At 43.7% G+C, this 18,357-nt stretch carries 16 protein-coding genes; 4 read left to right on the forward strand and 12 right to left on the reverse strand.

Annotated features, from left to right (window positions below; all coding sequences use genetic code 11):
* Window positions 1-28: 28 nt before the first annotated feature.
* The 7 genes from POW22_RS14415 to POW22_RS14445 all read right to left on the reverse strand — a co-directional run bounded on the left by POW22_RS14415 (window position 29) and on the right by POW22_RS14445 (window position 9,459).
* Window positions 29-2,476: a TonB-dependent receptor domain-containing protein gene (locus POW22_RS14415; protein ID WP_272833467.1), complete on the reverse strand. Its 2,448-nt coding sequence runs from the start codon at window positions 2,474-2,476 to the stop codon at window positions 29-31.
* Window positions 2,466-3,830 carry an HTTM domain-containing protein gene (locus POW22_RS14420; protein WP_272833468.1) on the reverse strand — a complete coding sequence of 455 codons (1,365 nt, stop codon included), beginning with the start codon at window positions 3,828-3,830 and terminating at the stop codon, window positions 2,466-2,468. The genes POW22_RS14415 and POW22_RS14420 overlap by 11 nt, the downstream gene beginning before the upstream one ends.
* Window positions 3,831-4,979: an imelysin family protein gene (locus tag POW22_RS14425; RefSeq protein WP_272833469.1), complete on the reverse strand. Its 1,149-nt coding sequence runs from the start codon at window positions 4,977-4,979 to the stop codon at window positions 3,831-3,833. It abuts the gene before it with no gap.
* An 80-nt stretch (window positions 4,980-5,059) separates the two neighbouring features.
* Window positions 5,060-6,292 (reverse strand): DUF4856 domain-containing protein, encoded by a 1,233-nt coding sequence (locus tag POW22_RS14430; RefSeq protein WP_272833470.1) that lies wholly within the window; start codon window positions 6,290-6,292, stop codon window positions 5,060-5,062.
* A 139-nt stretch (window positions 6,293-6,431) separates the two neighbouring features.
* Window positions 6,432-7,952: a bifunctional metallophosphatase/5'-nucleotidase gene (locus POW22_RS14435; RefSeq protein ID WP_272833471.1), complete on the reverse strand. Its 1,521-nt coding sequence runs from the start codon at window positions 7,950-7,952 to the stop codon at window positions 6,432-6,434.
* Between the two features lies 1 nt (window position 7,953).
* A complete protein-coding gene (locus tag POW22_RS14440) occupies window positions 7,954-8,817 on the reverse strand; it encodes a hydroxymethylglutaryl-CoA lyase (RefSeq protein WP_272833472.1) in 864 nt (287 codons plus the stop codon).
* Window positions 8,818-8,841: 24 nt separating this feature from the next.
* Window positions 8,842-9,459, reverse strand: a complete 618-nt coding sequence (locus POW22_RS14445; RefSeq protein WP_272833473.1) for a LysE family translocator — start codon at window positions 9,457-9,459, stop codon at window positions 8,842-8,844.
* A 70-nt stretch (window positions 9,460-9,529) separates the two neighbouring features.
* Between POW22_RS14445 and POW22_RS14450 the strand changes: the two genes are divergently transcribed.
* Window positions 9,530-10,441 carry a T9SS type A sorting domain-containing protein gene (locus POW22_RS14450; RefSeq protein ID WP_272833474.1) on the forward strand — a complete coding sequence of 304 codons (912 nt, stop codon included), beginning with the start codon at window positions 9,530-9,532 and terminating at the stop codon, window positions 10,439-10,441.
* Here the strand turns inward: POW22_RS14450 and POW22_RS14455 are convergent.
* Window positions 10,431-11,459 carry a quinone-dependent dihydroorotate dehydrogenase gene (locus POW22_RS14455; protein WP_272833475.1) on the reverse strand — a complete coding sequence of 343 codons (1,029 nt, stop codon included), beginning with the start codon at window positions 11,457-11,459 and terminating at the stop codon, window positions 10,431-10,433. The two genes, POW22_RS14450 and POW22_RS14455, sit on opposite strands and share 11 nt — an antisense overlap.
* A 120-nt stretch (window positions 11,460-11,579) precedes the next feature.
* On the opposite strand from POW22_RS14455, the gene pepT reads away from it, so the two are divergent.
* Window positions 11,580-12,815, forward strand: coding sequence for a peptidase T (gene pepT / locus POW22_RS14460; RefSeq protein WP_272833476.1), 1,236 nt, complete (start codon window positions 11,580-11,582; stop codon window positions 12,813-12,815).
* Window positions 12,816-12,836: 21 nt separating this feature from the next.
* Entirely contained in the window at window positions 12,837-13,415 is a 579-nt protein-coding gene (locus tag POW22_RS14465; RefSeq protein WP_272833477.1) for a hypothetical protein, read from the forward strand.
* Window positions 13,416-13,495: 80 nt separating this feature from the next.
* Here POW22_RS14465 and yajC read toward each other — a convergent pair whose 3' ends face one another.
* The 4 genes from yajC to POW22_RS14485 form a co-directional block, all read right to left on the reverse strand.
* Complete coding sequence (yajC, locus tag POW22_RS14470) at window positions 13,496-13,780, reverse strand: preprotein translocase subunit YajC (protein ID WP_272833478.1); 285 nt, start codon at window positions 13,778-13,780, stop codon at window positions 13,496-13,498.
* A gap of 3 nt (window positions 13,781-13,783) precedes the next feature.
* Window positions 13,784-14,290 carry a DUF1573 domain-containing protein gene (locus POW22_RS14475; protein WP_272833479.1) on the reverse strand — a complete coding sequence of 169 codons (507 nt, stop codon included), beginning with the start codon at window positions 14,288-14,290 and terminating at the stop codon, window positions 13,784-13,786.
* A gap of 52 nt (window positions 14,291-14,342) precedes the next feature.
* Window positions 14,343-15,287 carry a transcription antitermination protein NusB gene (locus POW22_RS14480; protein WP_272833480.1) on the reverse strand — a complete coding sequence of 315 codons (945 nt, stop codon included), beginning with the start codon at window positions 15,285-15,287 and terminating at the stop codon, window positions 14,343-14,345.
* A gap of 76 nt (window positions 15,288-15,363) precedes the next feature.
* Window positions 15,364-16,461 carry a Glu/Leu/Phe/Val family dehydrogenase gene (locus tag POW22_RS14485; RefSeq protein ID WP_272833481.1) on the reverse strand — a complete coding sequence of 366 codons (1,098 nt, stop codon included), beginning with the start codon at window positions 16,459-16,461 and terminating at the stop codon, window positions 15,364-15,366.
* Between the two features lie 117 nt (window positions 16,462-16,578).
* Here POW22_RS14485 and POW22_RS14490 point away from each other — a divergent pair, with 117 nt between their 5' ends.
* A complete protein-coding gene (locus tag POW22_RS14490) occupies window positions 16,579-18,333 on the forward strand; it encodes an ABC transporter ATP-binding protein (protein WP_272833482.1) in 1,755 nt (584 codons plus the stop codon).
* Window positions 18,334-18,357: the final 24 nt, after the last annotated feature.

Genomic DNA, 18,357 nt, shown 5'->3' on the forward strand with positions numbered 1-18,357 from the left:
AAAGAATTCCTTAATAAATCAGCAGCCCTTAAAAGCGGAACTCCAAACCGGCATACCAAGTTCTGGGTTGACTCGGAATGATCCCAGGGCCAGGATATCCGGTAGCTCTGCGAACAAAGTAACTGTTGTCTAATACGTTGTTGATCCCGGCTTCCAGTTGTAACCAAGATTTGAATCGGTAGCGGGCAGAAAAGTCCAAAATATCATAAGAAGGAATCTCTCCAACAATTCCGCTTTGACTGTCTAAATCCGCTCGGGAATTGGTCGCATCTGTGAACTGCTCGCTCAAATAGGTGTACTGCAAGCTGGCCAAAAAGTTCTTATAGCCTAAACTCAATCCTGTTTTAAGGTTTACATCAGGAACAAATTCCACCTGATTCCCCACCACATTGTTGAGTTCGCTACGCGTGTATTCTGATTGTGTGAGAGCGACATTGGCAAAAACGCTCAATCGATAGTCTGGAGACAGCCCTAAGGCTGGAACTAAGTTATACTCTCCAAATCCCTCAAACCCGTAAGTAATGGCATCTCCTATGTTTCCGCGAAACTGCTCCTGCTGAATATCACTCACGGCGCGCAGGACCAAGCCCAATCGGTCTTGATAACTCAAAAAGAAGAAACCTGCGTCAAAGCTAAAATTATTCTTGATGTGACCGCGAACACCGATATCAGCTGTAAAACCAGATTCATCACTAATGTCTGGATCAATGGTCAAAGAAGGATTGGTTATTCTGATGTCACTAAAGGTCACCGAGCGGTAATTCTGACTGATGTTGCCATAGAACTCTAAAGCTGGACTGCTTTTATAACTCGCTCCTAAACCTAATAATACAAAGCTGCGATCCACACTGCGCATATCCGGAACTGTTTCTTGCAAGATGGGATTGCCTGCTAAATCAAAGTTGATGCGCTCAAAGCTTCCGTCAATCTCTGTTTTAATGTATTCAAAACGAGCTCCTGGAGTGATACTCAAGCGTTCGTTGAGTTTTAAAATATGTTCTGCGAATAGTGCCACATTCAAGTTCGGGAGATCAAAATCACTTTGACGGGCATAGTTCGGGAACTGATCATCGGCAAAATTGAAGTCTGCATCCAATCCATTAGTGCCTGGTCCTTGACGTTCTGCATTGTTGGACTGATAGTACTTCCCGCCTATTAAAAAGGTCTGCTCTTGCCCAAAGGCATCGTATCGGCTTAAAAAGCGCGCCTCCGCACCCCAATTTCTAAAATTTCCAACAATGAGTTCTCGAGGCGATTCCAAATCGTCTACCTGTGAGACCCGGTTCTCTCTAAACCCAACAGATTTACGGGAAGCATCTAAAGCAAAAAGATTCAAGCTGAACTGACTGCGTTGCGCAATAGCTTGCTCCCACTTTAGGCTGTAGAGCTTCCAATCGACTTTAAAATAGTTTCGCGTACGGTTACTAAAAGTAGGATCTTCTTGAAACTGACTGTCTGTAAGGCCTCCGGCCTGTTGCGCCAAATAATTCAAATAACTGAACTCAGCAGTGATGGTCGTTCTTTCTGAGGGTTTGTAGCGCAACAACCCAAAAGCGTTATAGGATTCGAAGTCAGAATTTGGTCTAAAATCTTCTCCAGATTTGTAATTGAAATAGGAGTAATAACTAAACTTACCAACCGTTCCACTCACGCTGTTAAAACTGGTAAACAAATTATAAGCCCCTAAAGTTTGCCTACTCACTAGGGCAATGGGTTTGTCTTTGACGGGTTCTCGCATTTTGAAATTCACGAGTCCGCCAAACTGTGTTCCGTATTGCAGAGACGCCGCACCGCGAACAATCTGAATCTCTTGCACAGCCTCTGGCGGTGGCGAATAATAACTCTCGGGGTACCCCAACACATCTGCAGAGATATCATAACCGTTTTGGCGCGTATTAAAATTAGACGTTCGGTTGGGATTCAAACCGCGCCCACCAATGTTGAGTTGTAATCCTGCATCATTGTTCTCATAAATATTCAGACCTACAATTCTAGAGTAGATCTGTCTGGCATTGGCAGTGGCCAAATTGGCTGTAACATTATCCAAAAGGATGACTTCACTTTTCTTCCCGGAATAAATGGCGGTGCCTTCTACAGGTCTGAGTTGCCTTAGTGCCAACACACGCTCTCGTTGGGCAGTTATGATCACTTCTGATAGTGCTTCTCCCAAAGGCTCTAGTGAATAACTGAGGCTGGCATCCTGGGTAAGATCGATGGTAGTCTCTAAGATCTCAAAATCTAAGGCAAAAACATAGACCTGGTAGGTGTCTGGTTGTAAATCCTGAAATGTGGCAACACCTTGTGCGTTGGTTTGCGTGGACTCCACGGCTGGATTCAAATAAACCTCAGCTCCCTCTATTGGCTGCCCTTCTGAATTGTTGATCTGCAATTCCAAATTGACTTGACTCCAAGCCGAACTCAAACTGCAAAGCCCTAAAAGGATCAATAAATAGGTTTTTAAAGTTTTAGAGTCCATCTATAGTATCGTTAAAAGGAAGTATCCAGGTTTTATGTTTAAAGGAATCGTTTTGAGTGACCAGGTTGATTTTAGGGTCGATATAGGCTTGGCTCAATCGACCGTTTAAGGCCACATAGCTTTCTACGTACACCTCTACTTGCTCATAGCCCTGTTGCTCGTAATGATCGGCTAAATAATGGGCATATTCCACAATGAAGTCAGGCTGAAAGCTCATTTGCTTTTCCTGTAGCGGTGTTAAAAAGTCGGAGTTGTCTATCAAAAATGATTTCTTGCTCACTCCGTCAACCACTTTGAATTGCGCATAACCCGCTTTTTCCATCAGCATGACGCGCCAAGAAAAACGATAGCCTTCCTCGGTCCAAAAAAGCTCTCCGGGATACAATACATACCGCCAAGGAAATAATAATTGGATGGCAAAAAAGACCGCCAAAATTGGAACCACAAAAGTTTTGGGTTTCCAAGACCACTCAGAAGCTGATACTACAGCCCGATAAAGATTCAACTTAATGAGCCCCCTACGCAAACGCAACAAGATGCTCTCATGAAATTCCGGCGAAAAAAAGATAAGCGAAGAAACGATCATGATATAAGGAAACATCCCTATAGGAAACAGCACCCGTGTTAAGACGTGGAAAATCACCACCAAGCCGAAGGCAAACCAACGGGTACGGGCAAAAAGCAATAAAAACGGAATGAACAGATCGTAGAGTGCGCCTCCATAACTGAAGGCGTAATGCACCCACTCTTGCTGCATAAGATCTCCCAATAAAGGCAAATCGTATTTAGACGGAAGCCAGATCTTTAAAGGCATGGCCTCTATAAGCCAATCACTGTTGAGTTTGGCCAAGCCCGCATAGAAATAAACGATTCCCAGCATAAGCTTAATAGAGTCTACCGTCCAACGCGGAACCTCTCTAAGTGCAAACCCTGGCTGAAGTGCATCTAAGGAAAACCAACGATTGGCAGGTAGAAAGATCATCAGAAAACTCAACACACTTACAAAGTAGTAGTGGTTCAGATAAGTGGTCTTATCCATGAGCTCGATATAGGTAAAGCTCAAAAAGAACAACACTATGGCCAGTCGGTATTTATAACCCAAGGCCACAGCAAGAGCGGACAGTCCGCAGATTAAAAAAATGAGATAGGTCCAATTGCCCAGAGGCTTCACCCACTCAAAGCCGTAATAGCTGAAATGGAACTCGGGCTCTAGGTATAATTTACTGATCCATCCATTGGCCCAAAACCGAATCAGACTCAATAGCATCATCACACCAAATAAAACACGAAAGACCGCCAAAGGAGCGGTCTTAATCGTGCGATTAAAATAAGCGTGATTTACTAATGAGAACATTTAGTCGCCGTCTGTATCAACAAAATCTACATCAATACTCAAGGCTTGCAGCATATCTACTTTTATGAGAATCACATTGCGCTGTAATTCGTCATAAGCCTCAAGCATGGCGATATTATCGGTTTGTACTTGGGTGGCAAAATTGTCATCCAAATCATTGATAGCCAAACGAGCCAGATCAAACTGCTCGTTGATCAAGGTACTTAGGTCTTCTCCGTTCTTAATGGTATTCAAGAAATCGAGATAAGATTTAAAACCTCGGCCGTTTCCGCCATTGGCTCCAGTACCATTAAAGAAGTTTTGTACGGCAAGCAAAGCTTCAAGCGCTAGTTCTTTAGAGACCTCTTGGTTGTAAAATGCCTCTACGTTCTGCGGAAGCGGATCTGTAGAGAATACCCCTGCAGGAATCCCGATCTTTCCGGCGCGCAGTGCTTTTTCATAATAGAAAATAAAGTCGTTGGTCAATTTATCAATAGAACCAGTTGCAGAAGCATCTGTATTTGCCTTAAAGCTGGCTGCAAAACTCGATTGCCATAAATCGCGCACCAAAGAAGTCAAAGTTTTGATATTCACGGCCAAGGCTTGCATATAGACCAAGGTATTTACAGCGGTAGGATCATTCTCATAGAAATCGATGATCTCCTCTTCTGTATCCGCGATTCCAAAGAGCAAATAATCTAAGGCTGGGAATCCTTGCGCATCAATGGTCGACGGCAACTCAAGGTCATAAGTTCCTGTAGCGATGAATTCATCTATAGTCGCCGTGTCTGCAGGATAGGTATTCAAACGCGCTCTAAAACGCAAATCCTCTGCGGGACCGGTCTCAAACATAGACACCCACTGAAAGGCTCTGTAAGCGTTCAACCAATCGGTGCGCACTTGCTCAAGGTTCACCGCTGTTGGGTTTTCTCTAAAAGCAGTTACACTAACTTCAAGAGCTTCTGTGGTAGGATAGAAATCTTGGTAAGCCGGTACAATAATATTATCTGCCCAGTTGGCTAGAAGCGCCGCGCGATCAAAGCCCGTAGTACCTTCACCGCCATTGTTGCCGTTGCCACCGTTTCCGTTGTCTGGATCTGGCGCAGGATCATCAGAAGAACAGGCCAATAATAGTCCTGTAAATAGAATGAAAAATATCTTTTTTAACATGCTCAATTTTTTTTGCAAAATTACAACTCAAAACCGAGTAGACCCGCTGAAAAGTCACTCGGTTTTGATGAGTTATTCACTTAGTTTGAATCAGCAGCCTGAGCTACTGTAAAGCTGAATTTAGCAGCGATGGTCTCTGCCAGATCGCTCAATACTCCTGGAGTCAAATCCCAAAGACCATTCGGCCCTTGTTCCATGAGCTGGGACAACATAGCATCCACTTCTGTACGGTTGAAATAAGGTTCTCCAGTCACCGTATTTCTAGTAAAACGCAGGCTGTAGATAAAACCATAACCTTCTGAAAGATCGTGGAAAGAAGTCCCAAAATTCTCTTGCTCTAGCGCCATACGCCCTTGCTCTAAATAGTAGACTGCACGGATCGCGATGATCTCAGAAACGCGCTCTTGGATGATCGCCGCTTGCACTTCACGCAATTGATAGTTCTTCCCAACAATGGCCGCACGTCCCAATTTGAATGCGTCAAAGATCTCTTGTGCGATTCCAGCAAAATCTGGATCGTTCTCCACACGCCCCAAATACTTATTCAAAAAGCTATCATCATCACCTAGCGTAGCCAGTGGGTTTGTAGCGCTCGGGGAATTTCCAAACAGATATCCGTAAGCCTCATCCCACTTGTGCTCCATGGTGGTGTAGTTCTTACCTTCTGCTAGAACTTCATTGTCGTTATTTTCAATATTGTCTGCCTCATCCAAGACTGCTGGAGAGAGATAGTTGTTGAGCATTTGATCTGCCATCAAAGCCCCAATCATTCCTTTGATCCAAAGTTGGTTGTACTCCAATCCATCTGGAGCGACCCAACGCGTTGCACTTCCATCAGCTAATTGACCAGCAACTCCTGGTTCTGCCGCTTGAAACTCGCCTGGAAACACATCAGAAATTTGCTTTTCCATATACGTTTCAAAGTCTGCACGAATCACCGCAGTCTCTGCGGTGTTAGTCACAAAGTAATCACGAGATGCAGCCGTTTTGCTGCTCAAGTTCTTATTGGATGCATTCAGTGTTTCGTTTTCAAAGTTTGATTCACCCTCTTGATGATTGAATTTAGCCAATAAGCTTTCTGAAGTACTGTTATCAAAATCTAGAAGCGCTCCGACCACTTCTTCACCCATGCGGATTCGGGTGGTTTGTCCGTCAAAAGAAACCGTAGTTTCTCCGTTGCGTTCAAAGTTATACGTCAAAGGAGCTTCTATGTCCACACCCCCATTATCTGGGATTGGATCGGTGTTGTCATCGTCTGAACAACTCACAAATAATAGAGTGGCTGCAAGGAATAAATTTGGGAGATATTTCATAGTTGTTTTTATTTAGACTCGTTTTAAATAACACCACAAAAGTAATCCCCAAACTCATTCGAAACAAGTTTATTTAGAATAATTTTAAATAAAATTTAGGTTAAGAAATTCAGGAACTGATTATCAGTATTTTCCTGAACTATCCTTTTAGAAATTCAATCACAGCACGGCGAATGTCACCCGCCTTTTCATCTGCACTTGGCGTATAAACCCCAAGCACTTCAGGATGCTCTGCCGTTAAGAAGGGAATATCGTAACCTTTCAGCAAAAAGTCGCTCAAAGCTATGCTGTAAACGCCTTCTGGGTCAATCTCAGAAGGACCGAGCATCCACTCCCCTCTGGCATTACGATCTATATTGAAGCGTTGTAGATAAGCTCCCTTGCCTCTTTTTTCCAAACCGTAATTCAAGGTTTTGATCAGTAAAGCACCTGTCATATCTACCTTTACGATATGACCGCCAAAAGGAAGCACTCGAAAGATATCCAGACTACTTACATTGCCCGAAAGCTGATCATCTATTCGAATACTACCTCCATTGACCATAGCAGCTTGCGCAGGTTTGTCAAAAGCCACCGCCATGGCTTCCGTGATGATCCCACCTAAGTTGGTTTGAATTCCACGACTGGCACTATCGGTACCATCTAAAGGAGTTGTCGCTGTATAAATGATCTCGTTAGGATCCGCGACCACTTCTTTGAGTTTGGATTGCAAAATAGCATCCCACTTGTCTACCACAGCTTGGGTCGCTGCCTGATTCGGCATAGTATCATCTATAGGGACCAATTCAGAATCAATGATCAAGGCATCGGTAGCTTTGTTGTATAGAAAACGGTGTACATAGACCGTTTTTGCATTCGCATCTGCTTTAACAACAGTAGCATTATTGGTAGGCACAGACATATTGTTGTGTTCATGCCCGCCCATGATCAAGCGCAAGGCCGGAAATCTATTAGCAACCTCTGTATCCTGCTCCACGGTTAAATGCGTTAATCCCAGCTGAATGTCTGACTGTGGAATCAATTCCGTCAGATCACTCTCTAAGGTTGAAAATACAGGCTCGTAAGACACAAAATCCTTTGGGTTTGAATCGATACAGGAGCTCGCAAACCCTACATTGAGCGTGGTTCCATCTGCATCTTTCATTGACCAGATGTAGTAAGGTTTTAAGGCGACATTGCCAATATTCCTGTTCTTGTTGAAATAGGTCTTTCGGTCTTCATTGACCTCCATTACATTGCCCGAGGTCCAAGCAAATTCAGATTCATTGATGCGCGCCTGCAGCGCTTCTCGACCTATATCAAACTCGTGATTACCAAAAGTAGCCAGATCCAACCCCATGGCGTTAAGCGTTTCTACCATTTGCTTTCCGTAGATACGCTGCCCATCAAGCTTTAAAGTCCCGATTAAAGAAGGGTTTAAAAAATCTCCAGCCATGACCAGAAAGGTATTCGGATTGATGGCAGACAAGGAGTCCTTTAAATGAGCCACTCGAGCCAAACCGCCGTACTTGCCTCCACCTAGAGGAGCAATTTCATAAACGTCATTCATCTGAATGATCACAAACTCAATTTGACCGTCGTCTTTGGGAGTCTGCGTTTTTTGAGTACTGCTACAGCCCCAAGTCAGAATCACTAAAAGAACTACACTAATAAAACGCATCTTAATGGTATTTGTGGAAGATTTTAGATGCCTCGTTAAAAGCACTTTCAAAACTCATGGTACTGATATTGGTATCGGCTTTGACTGTGGTAAAATAAGACACCAAGCGTTCTGTTGGCATATTGCCGGTCAATTCATCTTTGGCCATAGGACAACCGCCAAACCCTTGAATGGCCCCGTCAAATCTGCGACACCCAGCTTTATAAGCAGCGTCTACTTTTTCATGCCAGCTTGTGGGAGTGGTATGCAAATGAGCTCCAAATTCGATCTGCGGATAACGCGGGATCAAATTGGCAAAAAGGTAATCGATCACCTCTGGAGTTGAGGAACCAATAGTATCTGAAAGCGATAGAATTTGTACTCCCATAGCCGCTAAACGTTCCGTCCACTCGCCTACTATAGCAACATTCCACGGGTCTCCGTAAGGATTCCCAAACCCCATGGAGAGATAAGCGACAACTTCTTTATTCTTGGAATCTGCAATGTTGAGGATCTCTTGTAAGGTCTCTACCGATTGCGCAATGGTCTTGTGGGTATTACGCATTTGGAAGTTCTCCGAGATTGAAAAAGGGAAACCTAAGTAATTGATCTGCTCAAACTGCACGGCATCCTGAGCCCCGCGAACATTGGCAACGATAGCCAACAGCTTGGATTCCGTAGTGCTCAAATCAATGGCATTAAGCACCTCTGCAGTGTCCTTCATCTGCGGAATGGCCTTAGGCGAGACAAAACTACCTACATCTATGGTATCAAATCCGCAGCGCAATAAAGCCTGAATGTACTGCACCTTAGCTGGAGTTGGAATCCAGTCTTTGATGCCTTGCATGGCATCTCTAGGGCACTCAATAAGCTTTACTTTTTGCATCACTCAAATATACAACTCCCAGCCTTATTCGGGGAGTAAAATATACACGGCTATTCCCACAAATACGATTATTTGCAACCACTTGAAGAAGAGTCCACTATTGGGCTTGCTCATAGCATAGCGGTTCAGTTGCCCGGCAAATAAGGCAATACTGCTAAAGATGATAAAAGAGAGCAGCATAAAGGTTCCGCCTAAAATGTAGAATTGCTTTACCAAGTCTCCATCAGGATTCCAGAGAAAGCTCGGAAAGAAAGCCAAAAAGAAAAGTATGACCTTAGGGTTGAGCAGATTCATGACCACACCTTGCCAGTAGAGCGCGGTCAAACTCTTTTTAGGAACACCAGAATCGGTGACTATATCACCTTTTGCGCCGTAGACCTTGTAGGCGAGAAAGAGCAAATAGGCAGCTCCGAAGATCTTGATACCCCAAAATACAGTTGGAGAAGCCGTAATGAGCGCTGATACTCCAAAGGCCAATAAGGTGGTGTGCACAATACAGCCTGAAATCAACCCGGCCGTAGTAGCAATGCCGTAGCGGCTCCCGTGCGCCATGGCTTGAGAGAGCACATAGATATTATCAGGCCCGGGTGAGAATGCCAATCCTGCTGTGGCAATAGCGAATAAGTAGAGGTTCTCTAACACGGCAATAAAAATAATTCAATTTGTGTAATGCTGAGGGAATAATTCCGACTACCGAGGAAAAACATCAGCTATGCAAAAAATTACACTCTTACTTTTACTACTAATAGCTCCACTTTTGGGCCTGGCTCAATCCACGGCGCAATACAGTGTGACCTTTGAAAGCACTTGGTCTCAAGCCACGCATCCGCATTCTAGCGGCAGCCTGCCCGCTACTGCGCACTGGTCGCGTTTGGTGGGAGCCACTCACAATGATAATGTCACCTTTTTTGAGGTAGGTGGATTGGCCACTGCAGGCATTGAAGATGTGGCTGAGTCTGGCAATAACACGGTGTTCTTTACAGAGGTCGCCGATGCTATTGCAGACAACTACGCCAATCAAGAAATCAACGGACCGGCCTTGGCTACAGCAGCTGGAAGCGTATCCATTGACCTAATTGAAACGACTTCAGATTATCCGCTATTGACCTTGGTATCTATGGTAGCACCCTCTCCTGATTGGATCATCGGTGTGAATAGCTTGTCGCTTTTAGATTCTGAAGGTGCTTGGATTGAAGAGATCACCGTGGTGCTTTACCCTTATGATGCAGGAACAGACAGTGGATTGGATTATACCGCTCCCAATATGGATACGGATCCGCAAGAGCCCATCAGCAATATTCAAGGTGTTGTTCCTTTTTCTTCGGAACCTTTAGGAACCTTGACCATATCTTTGGAAGGAATTTTATCTGTAGATGACAACAGCCTGCAAAGCATCAGCATGAGTCCAAATCCTGCTACGGATCACCTCAACTTACAAGTACCTAATGCCGATGTAGAAATCGTATCGGTTTATTCTGCTCTAGGTCAGTTGGTATATCAACAAAACATGAATGGCCGCACGAACTTAACTATGGACTTGAGTAATTTTAAAAGCGGCGTTTATCTGGTCAATATGCTCACCGCTGATGGACAAACCGTGGTTAGAAAGCTTGTTAAGCGTTAAGTAAGGATTTATGGATGGCCTTTACCAGGGCCGGACCCTCATAGATGAAGCCGGTGTAAAGTTGTACCAAACTTGCTCCGGCTTCTAACTTTTCTAAAGCGTCTTCTGCGGAGTGAATCCCTCCCACTCCAATAATTGGAATAGAACCCTCACTTTTTTGGTGCAAGAAGCGAATCACTTCTGTACTTCGACTGGTCAAGGGTTTACCACTTAAGCCTCCGTTTCCGATAGCTTTTACTTTCTCTGCCGATGTAGTCAAAGGCTCGCGTGCAATGGTGGTGTTGGTAGCGATGATACCATCAGTATTGGAATCACGAACAATATCAATAATATCTAAGAGCTGATCTTCATTGAGATCTGGAGCAATTTTGAGCAAGATCGGCTTAGGGTTTGCTTTAGCCTGATTTTTGACCTGCAAGGTTTTTAAAAGTTCCGTGAGTGGCTCCTTCTCTTGCAAGGCTCTTAGGTTTGGCGTATTGGGCGAACTCACGTTGACCACAAAATAATCGACATGATCAAACAGCGCCTCAAAGCATTTGATGTAATCTGAGGTCGCCTCCTCATTAGGCGTGACTTTGTTCTTACCAATATTCCCTCCTATGATAATCTGCGTCTTGCGGTTCTTTAAACGACCAATGGCTGCGTCCACCCCTTGATTGTTGAAACCCATTCTGTTGATTATGGCCTTGTCTTGCTTTAGACGGAACAAGCGCTTCTTGGGATTACCGTCTTGCGGCTTTGGAGTTATGGTGCCGATTTCTACAAAACCGAATCCGAAGTTACTCAGCTCATTATACAGCTTGGCGTCTTTATCAAAACCTGCGGCCAATCCTACAGGATTGTCAAAGGTGAGTCCAAAGACCTCTCTTTTAAGTTTGGGATCCTTTTTAGCATAAATGGATCTAAAGAGCGGGCCTAAGCCAATTTTATGCATCAAACGAATGAGTCCAAAGGTAAAGTGATGTACCTGTTCTGGATCGAAACAAAAAAGCAGTGGTCTTAGCAGGAATTTATACACGAGAGAATGTTTGCACAAAAATACATTTTCTTCTCCTTTTGCCACAGAGGAATTGTGAACAAATTTCCACTTGTTCACCTGCTTGTATATGGTTATTTTTGAGGGAGAAAAACACCTTCCATGATAGACAGAAAACACCTCATTGACCGCTTTGTAAGCTATGTGACCACAGATACTGAATCTGACGCTTCCAGCCCAACCACGCCCAGTACTGAAAAGCAGTGGGATCTAGCCAACAAGCTTTTTGAAGAACTCAAGGCCATTGGCATGAGTGAGGTGACCATAGACGATAAAGCCTATGTGATGGCTACTTTAGCGTCTAATGTGGATCACGATTTACCGACCATTGGTTTTGTGAGTCATTTTGATACTTCTCCAGATTTCACGGGAGCTAATGTAAAGCCGCAAATTCACGAGAATTACGACGGCGGAGATATTGTCTTGAACGCTGAGCGAGACATCGTGCTATCCCCGAGTTATTTTGAAGACCTTCTACTCTATAAAGGCCAGACCTTAATCACCACGGACGGTACTACCCTTTTAGGGGCTGATGATAAAGCCGGGATCACGGAGATCGTATCGGCCATGGAATACTTGATCAATCACCCAGAGATTCCGCACGGACGCATTCGCGTATGTTTTACTCCAGATGAAGAGATCGGTCGTGGTGCCCATCATTTTGATGTGGAAAAATTTGGTGCCGATTGGGCCTACACCATGGACGGCTCTCAAATTGGAGAATTGGAATACGAGAATTTCAACGCAGCCGGCGCGGTGGTTACCATTAAAGGAAAGATCGTGCATCCGGGCTACGCCAAAGGCAAGATGATCAATTCTATGTACATTGCCACAGAATTCATCAATGCGCTTCCTGCAGATGAAACTCCAGAAACTACAGAAGGCCGTGAAGGATTCTATCACCTTTACGATCAACAAGGTGGCGTAGATCAAACACAACTGCAATATATCATTAGAGATCACGATCGCGAAAAATTTGAGGCTCGCAAAGCAACCGTTTTAGAGATTGCACGTCTATTGAATGAAAAGCATGGAGCAGATACTGTTTCGGTGGTGCTTAATGATCAGTATTTCAATATGCGAGAAAAGATTGAGCCCGTAATGCATATAGTGGAACTTGCTGAAGCTGCAATGCAAGAGGCTGGAATTACTCCGATCATCAAGCCGATCCGCGGTGGTACAGACGGATCTCAATTGAGCTTTATGGGGCTGCCTTGTCCAAATATATTTGCAGGGGGCCACAATTTCCACGGACGCTATGAATACGTTCCTGTGGAAAGCATGGAAAAAGCCATTGAGGTCATCGTCAACATTGCTCGCAGGCTGGCCACCAAGTAATTAATAACAACACATTACGCTATGAAAAAGAAAATGCTAACAGCCCTTTTGGGCCTGTTTACTGCTGCCCTATGGGCACAGGATGATCAATCAGAATCACCAAAACCCATTGACGAAAGAAAACACGAACTGCGATTGGATGCCATAGAAGCATTAGCCATTCCGAACATTGAGATCAATTACGAATACGTGCTGAGCCGCTATTCTGGAGTTGGAGCAGCGATCAACATTGGTTTAGAAGACAGCTTCAATGAATACCAAGCCTTTGCACTCACTCCTTTTTACAGACAATACTTCTTTAATAAAAAAGAGTATGGAGCGCGCGGGTTCTTTGTGGAAGGTATGCTGCAGTTTGCCTTTGGTAAAGAAGAGTTTACAGAGGAATTTGCAGGTATCCCAGATAGAGAAGTTCCCGGCTTTATAACCACGGATGAATCTTGGTTCAATACGGGAATCGGGATCGCTGTTGGACAGAAATGGGTAAGCAATAACGGTTTTGTATTTGAACTCAGTATTGGTGGCGGACGTTACCTATTGAGTCCTGACTTTGGACCGGAAGGATTCTTTAGAGGCGGACTTTTAGTTGGATACCGATTCTAAATGATTTTAGGCTGCAACAAACTTGCACCAATAAAAAAGCCGCTCCAAAAGAGCGGCTTTTTTAATTGCCCGAAAGCAACTTATTTTTTCGCAGGTTCGTTTAAGCGTTTGCTTTTTTCCATTGAAATAGCTGCACGATCAAATTTGATCTTGCCAGCTCCAGTCTCAATGATGCAAGTACCGTCATCGTTTAGATCCAATACCTTGCCGTGCATACCGCTAATGGTAACCACGCGATCTCCCTTTTTTAATTCTTCAATGAACTTGCGTTCTTGTTTTTGCTTTTTACGTTGTGGCGCTATCAAAAAAAGATAGAAAACGGCAAAAAGCAGTAATAAGGGAACAAATTGTTGAATACCTTCCATGGATTATCTTCCTGAAGGATTAGCTTGGATTGGAGATCCACCTGCAGCTCCGGCCTTAGGAGTTACAAATGCTTTGATCTTGATCATTTCTTTACCGTTGCGCGTGTTAGCAGTGATAGTCACTGTTTTGCTTACTTGGTTTTGTCCAGATCCGTTAAACTTCACAAGCATCTCTCCTTCTCCACCAGGAGGGATAGACTCACGTGACCAAGTTGGAACTGTACATCCACAGCTTGATTTTGCATCTACAACAACCAATGGAGCGTTTCCAGTATTAGTGAATTTGAACAAGTGCTCTACATTAGTTCCTTGATCGATAGTTCCGAAGTCGTGCTCAGTAGCTTCAAAAGTCATAATTGGGAACTTCGCTTCATCTCCGCTAGTGCTCGTAGCTGCACCTGCGTTAGCAGATACATCAGTCGTTCCGTCTACTTTTTCAGCAGCGTTTTCCTTACAAGAAGTAAAGGCAAAAGCAACAAAGGCTGCCAATATTAATGCTGATTTTCTCATCTTTTTAGGTTTAATTTTTTTAAGAGTGGCTAAAATAACCAAAATTTCTATTCTATCTAAGTCCTCGCCCTATTTTGTTGAGGCTGTCATTGTCGCGGTATTGCTGGACTAATTTGTCCAAAATACCATTGATAAAAATACTGCTTTTAGGGGTAGAATACTCCTTGGCAATTTCTAAATATTCGTTAATTGTAACCTTTACGGGAATGCTTGGGAAGTGTAAAAATTCTGCGATTCCCATCTTGATCATGATCATATCGAGATCTGCGATCCGGTCTTTATCCCAGTTTGGAGTCTTACCAATGATGTCCTTAGTGTATTTTTCGTCATGAAGCACCACTTTTCTAAAGAGATCCACGCCAAAATCTAGATCTTCCTTATTCTTAAAAGCGGGCGGCATGAGTTTTCCATCTGATGGGTTTGGCCCCATTTGATTCAGCAACTTGACGATCCCCGTATTGACAACCGGATAGTCATCCAACCAGGTCAATCGCTTGTCTTCAAAATAATCGTAAAGCTTATCATTGGGTGCAATGATCTGTTTGTAAAGTTGGATCACAAAATCCTTATCGGCCTTAAAATCTGGCTCAGCACCATTCATGTATTGCTCAAAGATCTCCGAAGCGAGCACCTCTTTGTGCAACAAACTGATGTATTCATCATCCAATTGCCAAAAGTCTAGCTTTCGCTCGGCAATTAAATTATTTAATGCTGCATTGTCCTTTAAAAGAACGAGCACTTTGTTGTCTATGAATCGAGTATTGGGATTGAGATCTTCCTGAGTTACTAGGTGTTTCTTTTTGCGCTTTTCCAGTTGCACCTCAGCATAAGCACGTAAGTTTACCAACAGGCCTAACATCACCAAATGCAGATCGCGCATCTGCTCCATGCTGTAAACCAGGAACTTTTCACTCTTTTTGAGTTCATCAATTTCTGCTTTGTCAAAAGCATAGATGGTCTGTAATACTTTTATACGTATATGTCTTCGGGTCAACATGAATAAGAACTTAACACAGGAATACTTTGTTGTACCCTGCAAATGTAATTAAAAAACGCCTTGTGTTTACTGTGGATTAGCTATCCTTTTTACGCGCATCAATTCTCGCCTGAGCAATATCAAAAGCCGCTTGATGCGTCGTGATGTTTTGCTGCTCTGCTTTCTCTAGGATCTCCAGGGTAGTATTGTAGATGTTCTCCGTCTTGCGCATGATGTCTGCCTTGCCGTAGTTCTCCAATTCTGCATAGACGTTGATGATCCCACCAGCGTTGATCAAGAAATCGGGAGCGTATACGATTCCTCGCTCACGCAAGCGCTTTCCGTGGATGTTCTCATCCGCCAATTGATTGTTGGCAGCACCTGCAATAACAGGAGCTTGTAGCAACTCAATGGTCTGATCATTAACCGTAGCACCTAAAGCACATGGTGCGTAAATGTCCATAGGCTCTGCATAAAGATTATCGCCGCGATAGATCTCTGCTCCGTACTTTGAACTCACCTCTTGCAAACGCTCTTCGCTGATGTCACTCAAAACAACTTTTGCTCCTTCATTGGTCAAATGCTCAACCAATGCTTCACCAACATTTCCGATCCCTTGTACAAAGACGCGTTTGTCTTCTAACATTTCAGAACCAAAACGGTATTTAGCAGCTGCTTTCATTCCCATAAAAACACCATAAGCTGTAATTGGAGATGGATTTCCGGCCCCTCCTTTAGCTTCGGAGATTCCCGTTACATAAGGAGTAACGGTGCGCACCAAGTCCATATCAGAAGTAGCCATACCCACATCTTCTGCAGTGATATACTTTCCACCCAACGAGTGTACAAACTCTCCAAAACGCAACATAAGTTCTGGAGTTTTCTGCGTCTTAGCATCACCTATGATGACCGCCTTTCCTCCACCGAGATTCAAACCAGTAATAGCCGACTTATAAGTCATTCCTCGAGACAAACGAAGCACGTCGTTCAAGGCTTCCCATTCGGTCTTATATGACCACATTCGGGTACCTCCCAAAGCGGGTCCCATCACGGTATTGTGGATACCAATTATTGCTTTTAAACCTGTATCTTTGTCATTACAAAAGACCACTTGCTCGTGGTTATCGAAAGAAAGTTGACCAAAAACGGGATCCATTTTTTTCAGGTCTTCAAAAGGTATGGTTTCTGCCATCATAAATGTAATAGGTTAAGAATCCTTTAAAAAGGACGGGCAAAAGTAACGGTTAATTGAATTATTAACAACTAAATAGGGGTATAAATAAGAATAATTTATTAACCATCTACTGAGGGAATGAAGGAACTGAGGTATCTCAACAAATTTTTTATCAAGTATCGCGGACGGCTTGTCCTGGGGCTACTCATCACGGTTGTGGCGCGAATCTTTGCTTTGTTCATTCCAATCTTTCTAGGAAATATTATTGATACGGTGAGCGCATTTTACAACGCCACCAAAGATCAAATGGCCGCCTTGAATTCTGAACTCAATACCAACATTTTAATCATCATTGGAGCGGCCTTACTTTCTGCCTTTTTTACCTTCTTGATGCGTCAGACTTTGATCGTGATCTCTCGTTATATCGAGTTCGATTTGAAAAACGAGGTCTTTTTGCAATACGAGCGGCTCTCCTTGGCCTTTTACAAACAAAACCGAACCGGAGATCTGATGAGCCGGATCAGTGAAGATGTCTCAAAGGTCCGTATGTATGTTGGTCCAGCAGTAATGTATAGCGCCACCACGGTGACGACCTTTGTAGTGACCATCAGCTATATGATCTATACAGCTCCAATGCTTACGCTTTACGCCGTAACACCACTTCCCATACTGTCAGTAGCCATTTATAAGCTGAGTCGGGCCATACATAAAAGAAGTACTGTGGTGCAGGAGTACTTGGCCAAACTCACCACCTTCACCCAAGAATCCTTTAGCGGTATTTCAGTGATCAAGGCATACGGGATTGAACCTCCAACCAATGCGAGCTTTATAGACTTGGCAGAAGGTAGCAAGGATAAGAATATTGAATTGGTTAAAGTACAGGCCCTTTTCTTTCCCTTAATGATCTTACTGATCGGAATCAGCAATACCTTAGTGGTATATATTGGAGGACAACAGTACATCAACGGCCAAATAGATCTAGGGACCATTGTAGAATTCTTGGTCTATGTGAATATGCTGACCTGGCCTGTGGCCATTGTGGGATGGGTAACCTCTATGGTCCAGCAGGCAGAGGCCTCTCAAAAACGCATCAACGAATTCTTAAGTCAGCAACCAGAAATTGAGAATCCTACTTTAGAACCTTTGACACTGCAAGGAACCATTGCATTCAATGATGTCTATTTCACCTATCCAGACACTGGAATCACTGCTTTGAAAGGTGTAAGTTTTAATCTAAAGCCCGGAGAAAAACTCGCCATACTGGGGAACACAGGTTCGGGTAAATCAACCATACTGGAATTGTTAGGCAGGCTTTATGACGTTAAAGAGGGTAGCATTACTATTGATGGGAAAGATCTTCGCGAACTCAACTTAGAAGCCTTTAGGCAGCAAATGGGCTATGTGCCCCAAGACGCTTTCTTGTTCAGTGATACCATTGCCAACAACATTAAGTTTGGTAAAGAAGAGGCTAGCGAGGCTGAAATTCAGCAAGCCGCCAAGATGGCCGTGGTTCACGACAATATTGTTGATTTTAGTAAAGGCTATGACACCATTTTAGGAGAACGCGGCATCACCCTTTCTGGAGGACAGAAGCAACGTGTTTCTATTGCTAGAGCCTTGATCAAATCGCCTAAACTACTCCTATTGGACGATTGCCTCTCTGCGGTGGATACGGAAACTGAAGAGGCCATTTTGAGCAATTTAGAAGTCGCAACTCAAGATTGCACCACCTTGATCGTAAGTCACCGGGTCTCTTCTGCAAAGACTGCAGATCAGATCATTGTACTTGAAGAAGGGCAGATTTTACAACGCGGTACTCACCAAGAATTGCTCACTCAAGAAGGCTATTACAAGGACCTTTACCAAAAGCAATTGGCAGAAAAAGAAATATAGTTTGCCTATTGTTTGCTATCGTTT

Source organism: Gilvibacter sediminis (assembly GCF_028561565.1).
Taxonomy (GTDB): Bacteria; Bacteroidota; Bacteroidia; order Flavobacteriales; family Flavobacteriaceae; genus Gilvibacter; species Gilvibacter sediminis.